Genomic DNA, 12,282 nt, shown 5'->3' on the forward strand with positions numbered 1-12,282 from the left:
TTACGCGGTTGAGAGGGGTGTCCTGTTTTGCAGGCTTTAATTCAGGCGTTCTCCGCGGACAACGATTTTCAAAGCGTCGTGTCCGGCCTACGTTCGGGGATGAGAGAACAATTAATAGCCGGGTTGACCGGTTCTTCGCGGCAGGTGATGCTGGCTTCGCTTTACGAGGAGCTGCAGCAGCCTCTATTTGTCGTGACCCACAATATGTTTTCTGCGCAAAAGATGTTCGAAGATTTGGTAGAGCTGCTGCCGGAAGGCCAAGTTCTGCTGTTTCCGGCCCAGGAGCTTCTGGCGGCCGAAGCAGCGATCGCAAGCCCGGAAATGCTGGCGCAGCGGATCGATGCGCTGTCCAAGCTGGCGGACAGCTTTCGCGGGATCGTCATCGTGCCTTATGCCGGGATGCGGCGGCTGCTGCCGGACCAGGCGTCGATTGCAGAAGCCCGGCTTCGCGTCGCCGTCGGCGATACGCTTGACCTAGAGTCGTTTATCGGCCGCATGGTCGAGCTTGGCTACGAACGGGTGGAGCGTGTCGAAAACAAAGGGGAGCTAAGCGTTCGCGGGGGCATTATCGATTTTTATCCGCTCACTTCGCCGAATCCGTACCGGATTGAGCTGTTCGATATTGAGGTGGACTCGATTCGGACGTTCGACCCGGCCGATCAGCGATCGATCCATAAATGCTCCGAGCTTGTCATTACGGCCTGTCGTGAAATCGTAGTCGACCGTAAACGGTTACAATCGGCGGCGCAGCATGCGTATGAACTGCTCCAGGAACAGATCGGCAAAATGTCGGACCGCGGGGCGAAGGACCGGCTGCTTGAAGGCATCGGCCACGAGATCGAGCTGCTTCGCGAGGGGCAGCATTTTCAAGGGATGTTCAAGTACGTTTCCCTGCTGTTCCCGCAGCGTCAGACGCTGCTCGATTACATGCCCAAGGAATCCATTCTTATCGTGGACGAACCGGCCCGGCTGCTGGAAACGGCAAAGCAGCTGGAGAAGGACGAGGCTGAATGGATGACGATGTCGCTGCAGGACGGCAAGTGCCTGCCGCAGCTCGTGCTGTCGAAGCCGTACGAGACGCTGCTGCACCGCAGACCGTATCCGACCTTGTACATGTCGCTGTTCCTGCGTCAGGTACCGCAGACGTCGCCGCAGAACATCGTCAACTTCATGTGCCGCCTGATGCAAAACTTCCACGGGCAGATGAACCTGTTGAAAAGCGAAATGGAGCGCTGGAAAAAGTCCGGCGCGAAGGTGATGATGGTAGCGAGCGGTGCGGAGCGGGTCGACCGCATCAAGCGCGTGCTGGCCGATTACCACATTGACGAGCCGCAAATCGTGGACGGCAATCTGCAGACCGGCTTCGAGCTGCCGGGCATTCATCTGGTTGTCATCACCGAAGGCGAGATGTTCACGCAAAAGCAGCGCAAAGCGCGCAAGGTGGACAAAAAGATCGAAAACGCCGAGCGGATCAAAAATTACCAGGAGCTCAAAATCGGCGATTACGTCGTTCACGTCAACCACGGGATCGGTAAATTTGTCGGCATCGGCACGCTTGAGGTCGGCGGCATTCATAAAGATTATCTACACATCCTGTACGCCGGCGGCGACAAGCTGTCGGTGCCGATCGATCAGATCGATCATGTGCAGAAATACGTCGGCTCGGAAGAAGGCAAGGAACCGAAGGTCTATAAGCTCGGAGGCGCCGACTGGAACCGGGTGAAAAGCAAGGCCCGCGCATCCGTACAGGATATTGCCGACGATCTGATCAAGCTGTATGCGGAGCGTCAAGCGACGCTGGGCTATGCCTTCAATCATGATTCGAATTACCAGCAGGAATTCGAAGGCATGTTCCCGTACGAGGAAACGTCGGACCAGCTGCGAGCTATCGAAGAAATCAAGAAAGACATGGAGAAGCCAAGACCGATGGACCGCTTGCTGTGCGGCGACGTCGGATACGGGAAAACCGAGGTGGCGATCCGCGCGGCGTTCAAGGCGGCGATTGACGGCAAGCAGGTAGCGGTGCTCGTGCCGACGACGATTTTGGCGCAGCAGCATTACGAGACGTTCCGGGAGCGGTTCTCGGGCTATCCGTTCAACATTCAAGTGCTCAGCCGGTTCCGCTCCAAGAAGGAGCAGACCGAAACGATGAAAGGCATTAAGAACGGCACGGTCGACGTGGTGATCGGGACGCACCGGCTGCTGTCGAAGGACGTGCAGTTCAAGGATCTGGGGCTGCTGATCGTCGACGAAGAGCAGCGCTTCGGCGTGTCGCACAAGGAAAAGCTGAAGCGGCTGAAGACGAACGTGGACGTGCTAACGCTGACCGCGACGCCGATTCCTCGTACCCTGCATATGTCCATGCTCGGCGTGCGGGACCTGTCGGTCATCGAGACGCCGCCGGAAAACCGTTTTCCGGTGCAGACGTATGTCGTCGAATACAGCGCCTCACTGGTCCGGGAGGCCATCGAACGGGAACTGGCGCGCGAAGGCCAGGTCTATTACCTGTTCAACCGTGTGCAGGGGATTACCCAGATGGCCGATCAAATCTCGATGCTCGTCCCCGATGCCCGGGTGACGGTTGCGCACGGCCAAATGTCCGAGCAGGAGCTGGAGAAAACCATTCTCGACTTCCTGGACGGCGAATACGACGTGCTGGTCAGCACCAGCATCATCGAGACCGGGGTCGATATCCCGAACGTCAATACGCTGATCGTCCACGACGCCGACAAGATGGGCTTGTCCCAGCTGTATCAGCTTCGAGGCCGGGTCGGGCGCTCCAACCGGATCGCTTACGCCTACTTTACGTACCAGCGCGATAAGGTGCTGACGGAGGTGGCGGAGAAGCGGCTGCAGGCGATAAAAGAGTTTACAGAACTTGGATCCGGGTTTAAAATTGCGATGAGAGACTTGTCCATCCGCGGTGCAGGCAACTTGCTCGGCGCGGAGCAGCACGGATTTATCGCGTCGGTAGGCTTCGATCTGTATTCGCAAATGCTGGCCGAGGAAATCCAGAAGCGCAAGAAGGAATTGGGCGGCGAAGCCGTGCAGGAGACGAAAGTATGGTCGACGCAGCTCGATATCCAGTTGGACGCTTACATTCCCGGCGACTACATCTACGACAGTGTGCAAAAAATCGAGATTTACAAAAAAGTCGCGGCCATTCAAACTTTGGATGAAGCGATGGAGCTTGAGGACGAATTGGTTGACCGCTTCGGCGATCTGCCGGATGCGGTGCAAAATCTGTTAACCGCCGCACGGTTGAAAGTGTATGGTGCCTTGTACGGTATCGAGATCATCTCGCAGAAGGGGCTCGATTACGAGCTGAAAATTCACCCCGATCAGAACGGCAATCTGGACGGACAGAAGCTGTTCCAACTGTCGGGCGAATTCGAGAATCGGATCAAGCTGATCAGCGGACCGCAAATCCACATCGAGCTCAAGGGAAAAGGGTTGAAGCCAGAAGAAACCATCGCTTTGCTGGAAAGGTTTCTGGTACAATACAAGCGTGTGTTGAAATCGAAGGGAGAGCTGCAGAATGTGGCAAAATAAACGGAAACCGTTACGAAAAGGGCTTATGGCTCTTTGTGCGCTCGTATTGGTCGCGGGTGTCGCTGCAGGTTGCGGCAAGAAAAAGGACGAAGCGGCAACGGCTGCCGCCGATAAAGGAAAACCGAGCGAGGTGCTTGTGACGTACAAGGACGGACAGGTCACGCGCGGCGAATTCGATACCTTTTTGAACGTGAACGCGTTCTTTTATAAGCAATATGCGCAATTCAAAGACGACCCTGCCTTTCAACAGGATATGATGAAGCAGCTCGTCACCTTCAAAATTTTGTCCTCCCGCGCGGATGACAAAGCGAAGGCGGAAGCTGAGAAGCAGTTTACTGCTCAATTTGAGCAAATCAAGGGCTTCCTGGGCGCTCAGGAAGGCGGCATGGAGAAACAACTCAAGGATGCGAAGCTGGAGCAAAAAGACGTGGAGGAGTTCGTGAAGCGCAGCATCACGGCGATTGTCTCCGAAGAAAGCAAAGTGACCGATCAAGAGATTCAAACGGCGTACAACACCAAATTGGAGCAGGACAAAACCGCCTATGTGACGGCGACGGTCAGACATATTCTGGTCGGGATCAACGATCCGGCGACAGGCAAGGAAACCCGTTCCAAGGAAGATGCGCTCAAGCGTGCGAAGGAAGTACAGGACAAACTGAACAAGGGCGGCGACTTTGACGCGCTGGCGAAAGAATATTCGGACGATCCGGGCTCGAAAGAGAATGGCGGCAAGTACGAGAACGCGGACATCTCCCAGTGGGTGCCCGAGTTTAAGAAAGCGGCGGCGGAGCTTCCGATCGGGAAGATCAGCGATCCGGTGGAAACGTCGTTTGGCTACCATGTGATGAAAGTGGAATCCCGCAAATCCAAAACGCTCGATGAAGTTAAGCCGGAGCTGCGCTCCGCGGCTGCTGAGACGAAGGTGTACGATTTTGTGGAGAAAGAACTGCCGGGTCTGATTCAGACGAACAACCTGCCGAAGCCGGAGGAGAAAAAGCCGGCGGAAGCTCCTAAAACCGATGCGCCTAAAACCGATGCTCCGAAAACGGACGCTCCAAAAACGGATGCGCCGAAGACGGAAGGCGGCAAGTAACAATTACCAGGGTACCCTATGGGGTGCCCTGTTTTGTTTTCATTTTTTTGGACATAATGTAAACAGCGACGGCTTAAGCGTGCGACCAAGCGTCTGCAACCTTGACGGAGATGGACATGCATAGGCCGCCGGGAATTGAAGAATACTAGGGTCAGTCGAATTCCCTCCATTTTGCATACAGGGTCATATCCAGTCTGTATCCCATTCTTCTTGGAAAGCGAGGCATCTAGAAACATGAAAGCAACTGGAATCGTTCGTCGTATCGACGATCTTGGCAGGGTCGTAATCCCGAAGGAGATACGCCGCACCCTGCGTATTCGGGAAGGGGATCCGCTTGAAATTTTTGTAGACCGGGACGGGGAAGTCATTTTAAAGAAATATTCTCCGATCGGCGAGCTTGGGGATTTTGCCAAGGAGTACGCCGAATCGCTCTATGAGAGCACAAACCATATCACGATGATATCCGACCGCGATACGATCATTGCCGTAGCCGGCGGCTCGAAGAAAGATTTTTTGGAGAAGCAGATCGGTTCGCTTGTCGAACAAAGCATGGAAAACCGCAAAGCGACGCTGGAAACCGGCGGCGGCTCTTATGAAATCTGCAAGGACGTTACCGAGACGTACAGCTCGTATGTGATTGCGCCGATCGTGGCGGGGGGCGATCCGATCGGTTCGGTAATTTTGCTGAATAAGGACGAGAATGTGAAGATGGGTCAAATGGAATTGAAGATGGCGGAAACGGCCGCCGGCTTTCTGGCAAAGCAGATGGAGCAGTAGCTCCGCCGATGGACAGCGATGCGCAGCTTCCTGATAGGAATCCCTTGGAGGGGAATCGGGAAGCTTTTTGCGTTTTTGGAAAAGGATTGCGAATTGCGGTATAATGGGGCTGCAAAATCTGTCCGAATGGGTCTCTCGCCGGACGGATGAGGGACCGGTCGCGGGAACGAAGGGGAAGCGTCATGAAAGAGCGATCGGAGCGGATGGAAGCAGGCGGGCCTGAGATTGCGGACAGCAAAAACCGGGACGGCGGAAAAGGCTCAGCGCTGCTGCAAGGGGCGGCCCTGCTTGGTCTGGCGGCCGTCATTTCGAAGCTGATCGGCACGCTGCAAAAAATTCCGCTGCAAAACCTGGCGGGCGATGCGGTCTTTGGCATATACAATGCCGTGTATCCGTTGTACATATTGATTTTGGTTTTGGCCACGGCCGGATTTCCTCTGGTCGTATCGAAGTTTGTGTCGGAGTATGCTGCCGAACGGCAGTATGACGAGGCCCGGCGTGTACTCCGGGTGGCTTCCTTATCGCTGATGGTCACCGGAATCGTCTTTTTTTCGCTGCTGTATTTCGGGGCAGAGACGATTGCGTGGTGGATGGCTGCGCCGCAAACGGCTCCGGCGATACGAAGCGTATCTTATGCCCTGCTTGTCGTGCCTCTTATGTCTGCGCTGCGCGGCTACTATCAAGGCTATCAGGATATGCGGCCGACCGCTTGGTCTCAGGTGGTGGAGCAGACGGTGCGGGTGGCGACGATGGTCGTTCTCCTGCTGGCGCTGATGCGGCTTGGCTTCGGGCCGGAACGAATCGCCGCAGGCGCGACGTTCGGCTCGGTAACGGGGGCGCTGGCGGGACTCGCTGTCATGCTGTGGTACTGGCACAAGGAGCGAGGGCGTGAGCCGTTCCGGACGCAAACCCCGGTAGGAGGGAACGGCGGCGGCTGGCGGCGCGATTGGGCGCTGGCGAAACGATTGTCCGCCTATGCGCTGCCGCTCTGTCTCGGCTCCGTGGCGATGCCGATCTTAACGCTCGTCGATTCGTTTACGATGCCCCGGCTGCTTCGTTCGGCCGGCTTCGACGAGAGCGAAGCGTTGTATCAGTTCGGGCTGTACAATCACGGCCTGCCGCTCGTGCAGCTCGTCGCGATGATCGCGTCCTCGATGTCCGCGGCGCTCGTTCCGGCGATCGCCGAAGCGCTCCGGCGCGGCGATGCGGACGCGGTGCGCACACGAGCGGGCTTGTCCCTTCGGCTAACCTGGCTGATCGGGCTTGCCGCTTCGTTCGGGCTTGCTCTGCTGGCGGAGCCGCTGAACGTGATGTTCTTCAAGAGCGCCGAAGGCACGGCGGCCATGGCGATCTTGGCGTTCACCGCCCTGTTCTCGGCGGTGAACATCGTCGCGGGAAGCGTGCTGCAGGGCCTCGGCGCCGTGCGTGCGCCGGTGCTGTACCTGCTGCTCGCCGCCGCGGTGAAAGTCGCCGCCAGCGTGGCGCTCGTGCCGCGCTACGGCATCGACGGCGCCGCCTGGGCGTCGCTCGCCGCCTACGCGCTCGCCGGCGGCCTCGCGCTCGCGCACGCGCTGCGCGCCGCCGGGGTCCCGGCCGCGGGCGGCCTAGCCGCCATGAAACCGATGCTCGGCATCGGCTTCATGGCGCTCGGCCTGCTGGCCGTGACGCACGGCGTCCCGCCGCTGCTCGCGCAGCTGCCCGCAGCCCTGCCCCCACGGGGCACGGCCGCGGTCATCGCGCTCGGCGGCGTCGCCGTAGGGGCGCTCGCTTACGCGGTGGCCCTGCTGCGCCTGGGCGTCGTCACCGCCGCCGATCTGGCGCTTGTGCCGCAGCTGGCGGGGAAGCCCCTCGCCTGGCTGCGCCGATTCCGGCTGCTCCGCTGACGGAGCGCCGCACCCCAAACTGAAGGAGGCGGCTCTGGGCTATGTCCACTCAACCGCAAATTACGGTCGTCGGTCTCGGAACCGGCGACGAAAACCAACTGACCCTTGGCGTCTGGCGCAAGCTCGAAGCCGCCGGCGCGCGAGGCGGGGCGATATTTCTCCGCACCCGGGAGCACCCGATGGTCGCGATGCTGGACCATCATAGCCTTCGCTATGAGACGTTCGATGCGGTCTATGAAGCGCACGAGGGCTTTGACGCCGTCTACGAGCAGATCGCTTCGCAATTGATCGAGCGAGCCAAAAGCGCGAACAGCGGGGAGGTGCTCTACGCCGTACCCGGCCATCCGATGGTGGCCGAGCGGACCGTACAGCTGCTGCGTGAGCGTTGTCCGGCCGAGGGCGTGCTGCTTACCCTGATGGGCGGCGAAAGCTTCCTGGATCAAGCGTTCCTGCGGCTCGGCTTCGATCCGATCGAAGGCTTTCAACTGCTCGACGGCACTTCGCTGACGGCGAGCGGGCTCAATCCGCAGCTGCATACGCTGATCGGGCAGGTGTACGACGCCTACACGGCGTCCGACGTGAAGCTGACGCTGATGGAGCTGTATCCGGACGATTATCCCGTCGTCGTCGGCCATGCGCTTGGCGTAGCCGGAGAAGAGCGCGTGCGCGAGGTGCCGCTCTATGAGCTGGACCGGGTGGAGGGCTACGGCAATTTGTCCTTGGTCTGGGTGTCGCGCACCGACCGCGAGGATGTGCGGAGCCGGACTTTTACGCGGCTGCATGAGATTGTGGCTATCCTTCGCAGCCCCGAGGGCTGTCCGTGGGACCGCGAGCAGACGCATCAATCGCTGCGCAAAAACCTGATCGAAGAAGCGTACGAAGTGCTGGAAACGATCGACGAGGACGATCCCGACCATATGCGCGAGGAGCTCGGCGATTTGCTGCTGCAGATCATGCTGCATTCGCAGATCGAAGCGGAAGACGGGATGTTTACCGTCTTCGACGTCATCCGCGAGCTCAACGAGAAGCTCGTCCGTCGTCATCCGCACGTCTTCGGAACGGCGAAGGCGGAAGATGCCGACGAGGCGCTGGGCAACTGGCAGCAGATCAAGGAGGAGGAGAAGCGGAAGAAGGGGATCAACCCCGACGAACTGCCGCTTCTCTCCGGCGTTCCCCGCGAGCTGCCGGGACTGATGAAGGCGTACAAGCTGCAGAAGAAAGCCGCTTCAGTCGGCTTCGATTGGGGCACCAAGGAAGAGGTGCTGCCGGTCGTCGAGTCCGAGCTGGCCGAAGTGAAAGAGGCGATCGAGCGCTTCGGCAAAGCGGAGCAGCAGGAAGAGCTGGGCGATCTGCTCTTTGCCGTCGTCAATCTGGCGCGGTTTCTCAAGGTGGACCCCGAAGAAGCGATGGCGGACGCCAACCGCAAATTTTTTGAACGGTTTGGGTATATCGAGGCGCAATTGCGTTTAAAGGGCAAATCATTTGACCAAACTGATTTGCAAGAGATGGAATCTTTGTGGCAGGAAGCAAAAAAAGTTCTGAAAAAATAAGAAGCTTTGCAGGATTTTCCTAACGAACAAAGAATACTTTAGTTCAGCGTCACTTTTAAGAGGAGGATATTAAACTCATGAACAAAACCGATCTTATCAACAACATCGCAGAAAAAAGCGGCTTGACTAAAAAAGACGTGGAATCCGTATTGAACAGCTTCCTTGGCGAAGTTACGGAAGCATTGTCCAACGGTGACAAAGTACAATTGATCGGCTTCGGTACGTTCGAAACCCGCAAACGCTCGGGCCGTACGGGTCGCAACCCGCAAACGGGCAAAGAAATCACCATTCCTGAGTCCAAGGTTCCTGCATTCAAAGCAGGCAACAAGCTTAAAGAAGCGGTGAAGTAATGCGGCTTGATAAGTTTCTCAAGCTTTCCCGCCTGATCAAGCGGCGCACTGTCGCGAAGGACGTGTCCGAACAGGGCCGCGTCTGGATCAACGGACGGGAGGCAAAACCGAGCAGCGCGGTGAAAGTGGGCGACGAACTGACCATTCAGTTCGGGCAAAAGCTGGTGACCGTGCGCGTGGAACTGCTGTCCGAGTCGACCCGCAAGGAAGACGCGGCGAAGATGTACACGCTGCTCAAAGAAGAAATGAATAAACCCGAGCCTTTATTTTAAAGGCCCGCCAAAGAGACCGGAGCTTTCCGGTCTTTTTTTAGTCGAACTCCGTGGCCGGGACCGTGAAACCCGTACCTTTCAAGGATATCCTTCACCGGAGCCGGAAAGGTAGCAGTGCCCCGCTTTGCAAATAAAGGAACCACAATGCGCTAAGCCGAGCCTGCCAGTTATTCATTGGACTTAGCGGAACCAGGATTCTTTAACCGTGTCGAAAAAGGTTCATATCCCCTGATATAAGCCTGTTAACGCATGTCAGGTTCTCTATTTTTTCCGGTCGGGCTAATTTGGATACAATAGCACACTTAAGTTCCTCTATTTATAAAACCACCGATCCTTCGCGACTTGAGTAAAGCTTCGATTTTTTTCTGGACCTCCGGTTTTACCTTCCATTCAAGGCAAATTTCTTCTCTCTACCATTGGTAGTTCTAAACCTCGGACGACCTCCATATTTTTAAGTAAACAAGCTTTGTGCGTAAAAAATTTTTGATGATGCGTTAGCGAAGAACGGTGTGATGACCGGAGAGTTTACGTGCCGCCTTTGAAAACGGGTTATTTCCTCTGAAATTCAATATGAAGATAACCCGTTTTCAAGAGCGGCTGCAGGCCATCAGCACCGTTCGTAGTGACAACGAGAACAAATGGTTTTTACCGCCAAAGCGTCCAAGGAGGATGAACCAAGCCATGGTAGAACAGCCGGGGAAGGTGAAACGGCAGGAGATCAAGATGCTCAACCGCAAGCTGCTCGAGGTATCCGGCGTGTTGAATGTGGAGAGCTTCGACAGCGAAGAATTTTTGCTTGAAACCGAGTGCGGCTATTTGATGATCAAGGGGCAAAATTTACATATCAAAAACTTGAGCCTGGAGCAGGGTCTCGTTGCCATCGAAGGGTACGTGAACGAGCTGGCCTATGTTGACGCAAACTCCCAAGGGAAAACCAAGGGATTCCTGAGTAAGCTGTTCAAGTGACGCTGCATATCCAGTTCGTCACCTTGGGGATGATGTATGCGGGAGGTCTGGCGCTCGGGGGATTGTATGACGTGTACCGGGTGCTTTCCGGCCAGCTGAAAGTCCGGGCATGGCTCCGGGCGGTTCTGGACCTTCTCTATTGGCTTATTGGCACGCTCCTGGTGTTCGCACTGCTGTATGAGAGCAATTGGGGCGAAGTGCGCCCGTTTATATTTTTGGGTCTCGGCATCGGGATTACGTTTTACTTTTTGGTGTTTAGCCGGACCATGATCCGGGTAATTCATTTTATGATCCGTGTCGTGCTGGCTGCGATCCGGTTCGGCAAACGGACGATTGAGCTGTTGATTATAAAGCCGGTCCTGGTGATGTACCGCATCGTTGTGATCATTTTGGGATTTTTGGCCGCAATGGCTATATTCCTGTACAAAATTGTGTTACAATTGCTTTATCCTGTGTGGAAATTGCTGTTATGGCTTCTTAAGCCTTTCGGTCGGTGGATCCGTTTTCGCGTTTCCGTCCCCGCATGGGTTCTGAAAACCGGTCAAAGCATCGCGGCATGGCTCCGCCGACTCTTTTGATCGTACGTAGGAGGATTTCAGGTACATGCAGGCAGTCTCGAAAACCAATCCCATGCAACCGCATAACAAAGGCTCCTTTCGCCGACGCCGTTTGGTCATGCTGATGCTGGCTTGTTTTTTGAGTTGGGCTGGCGTCACACTTTGGAATCAGGTCGATAAAATCAGCGAGCGCAGCCAAAAGCTAAGCGCGGTGCAGCAGAAAGCGACGGAAGCGCAGCAGCAGAATGAAACCTTGCAGCGTGAGATCGCGCGTCTGAACGACCCCGAGTACGTAGAGCAAAAAATTCGCAAAGAGCTGCACTATGTCAAGCAAGGGGAGACATTATTTTATACCCCGAAACCGGCCCAGAAGTAACTCGGCAAAAGATGGGCACAGCCTTGTGTTGACCGTATTTTCTCCGTAAGTTATAATCGGCATAGCTTCAATTTCTCTTTGTTTCTTAACTATTTAAGGGAGGATTAGTTTACTTTATGGCAATTGAAGTGGGCAGCAAGCTGCAAGGAAAAGTGACAGGCATTACTCACTTTGGGGCGTTCGTTGAGCTATCTGAGGGGGTTACTGGCCTTGTGCACATCTCGGAGATTGCGGACAACTATGTCAAGGATGTCAATGATCATCTGAAGCTTAACGATATCGTAACCGTAAAAGTGATTAATGTCGACAAAGACGGCAAAATCGGATTATCGATCAAGCAAGCGGTCGATCGCCCGGTGGATGCCGCTCCGACAAGGCCCGCTCGTTTTGAAAGACAAGGCGACCGCGGCGGCTTCGGCCGAGGGGACCGTGGAGGCCGTGGTGGTGGTAGACCTCCCGCCAACAAGCACGTTACCTTCGAAGATAAAATGGCGCGTTTTCTGAAAGACAGCGAGGATCGCATCTCTTCCTTGAAGAAAAATACCGAGGGCAAAAGAGGCGGACGCGGCGCGCGTCGTGACTAATAAATAGACGGAACCGGATGGGCCTGGGCTCATTCGGTTTTTTTGCCGCTTGACAAGCCCTTCTCAGCTGTTATATACTCATGCTTGTTGCGGCGGCATAGCTCAGCTGGCTAGAGCGTACGGTTCATACCCGTAAGGTCGGGGGTTCGATCCCCTCTGCCGCTATAATTAAGAGGCAAAGCGAATAAACCTGAGGTCGGGCGGTGAGAAACGTCAGACGGTCAGGTTTTTTTGTTTGCCGTTTTTCCGCTTGTTTGGCGGGAAAGCCATATCTTTGTCACAAGTCAGGGCGGGCCGGATTTTTTTTGTCGTATCTTTCGGG

General features: G+C 56.0%; 11 protein-coding genes and 1 tRNA gene. All 12 read left to right on the plus strand.

What is annotated here, in order from left to right; genetic code table 11:
* Window positions 1-27: 27 nt before the first annotated feature.
* The 12 genes from mfd (at window position 28) to NI000_RS34320 (ending at window position 12,125) form a co-directional block, all read left to right on the plus strand.
* Window positions 28-3,552 (plus strand): transcription-repair coupling factor, encoded by a 3,525-nt coding sequence (mfd, locus tag NI000_RS34265; protein WP_253415813.1) that lies wholly within the window; start codon window positions 28-30, stop codon window positions 3,550-3,552.
* Window positions 3,539-4,645, plus strand: coding sequence for a peptidylprolyl isomerase (locus NI000_RS34270; RefSeq protein WP_253415814.1), 1,107 nt, complete (start codon window positions 3,539-3,541; stop codon window positions 4,643-4,645). Before mfd ends, NI000_RS34270 begins: the two co-directional genes overlap by 14 nt.
* A gap of 234 nt (window positions 4,646-4,879) precedes the next feature.
* Entirely contained in the window at window positions 4,880-5,422 is a 543-nt protein-coding gene (gene spoVT, locus NI000_RS34275) for a stage V sporulation protein T (RefSeq protein WP_036690452.1), read from the plus strand.
* A 182-nt stretch (window positions 5,423-5,604) separates the two neighbouring features.
* Window positions 5,605-7,305, plus strand: a complete 1,701-nt coding sequence (locus NI000_RS34280) for a putative polysaccharide biosynthesis protein (RefSeq protein WP_253415815.1) — start codon at window positions 5,605-5,607, stop codon at window positions 7,303-7,305.
* Between the two features lie 41 nt (window positions 7,306-7,346).
* A complete protein-coding gene (gene mazG / locus NI000_RS34285; protein ID WP_253415816.1) occupies window positions 7,347-8,855 on the plus strand; it encodes a nucleoside triphosphate pyrophosphohydrolase in 1,509 nt (502 codons plus the stop codon).
* A 77-nt stretch (window positions 8,856-8,932) separates the two neighbouring features.
* Complete coding sequence (locus NI000_RS34290; RefSeq protein WP_010501443.1) at window positions 8,933-9,205, plus strand: HU family DNA-binding protein; 273 nt, start codon at window positions 8,933-8,935, stop codon at window positions 9,203-9,205.
* Window positions 9,205-9,477 (plus strand): RNA-binding S4 domain-containing protein, encoded by a 273-nt coding sequence (locus NI000_RS34295; RefSeq protein WP_010501445.1) that lies wholly within the window; start codon window positions 9,205-9,207, stop codon window positions 9,475-9,477. Before NI000_RS34290 ends, NI000_RS34295 begins: the two co-directional genes overlap by 1 nt.
* 681 nt (window positions 9,478-10,158) lie before the next feature.
* Window positions 10,159-10,443: a sporulation protein YabP gene (gene yabP, locus NI000_RS34300; RefSeq protein ID WP_025846843.1), complete on the plus strand. Its 285-nt coding sequence runs from the start codon at window positions 10,159-10,161 to the stop codon at window positions 10,441-10,443.
* Window positions 10,440-11,021, plus strand: a complete 582-nt coding sequence (gene yabQ, locus NI000_RS34305) for a spore cortex biosynthesis protein YabQ (RefSeq protein ID WP_253415817.1) — start codon at window positions 10,440-10,442, stop codon at window positions 11,019-11,021. The genes yabP and yabQ overlap by 4 nt, the downstream gene beginning before the upstream one ends.
* A 25-nt stretch (window positions 11,022-11,046) precedes the next feature.
* Window positions 11,047-11,376, plus strand: coding sequence for an FtsB family cell division protein (locus NI000_RS34310; protein WP_253415818.1), 330 nt, complete (start codon window positions 11,047-11,049; stop codon window positions 11,374-11,376).
* A gap of 116 nt (window positions 11,377-11,492) precedes the next feature.
* Window positions 11,493-11,960 carry a S1 domain-containing RNA-binding protein gene (locus NI000_RS34315; RefSeq protein WP_036690441.1) on the plus strand — a complete coding sequence of 156 codons (468 nt, stop codon included), beginning with the start codon at window positions 11,493-11,495 and terminating at the stop codon, window positions 11,958-11,960.
* 91 nt (window positions 11,961-12,051) lie between these two features.
* Window positions 12,052-12,125 (plus strand) — tRNA-Met (locus NI000_RS34320).
* Window positions 12,126-12,282 lie beyond the last annotated feature (157 nt).

The organism is Paenibacillus tyrphae (genome assembly GCF_024158745.1).
GTDB classification, from domain to species: domain Bacteria; phylum Bacillota; class Bacilli; order Paenibacillales; family NBRC-103111; genus Paenibacillus_G; species Paenibacillus_G tyrfis_A.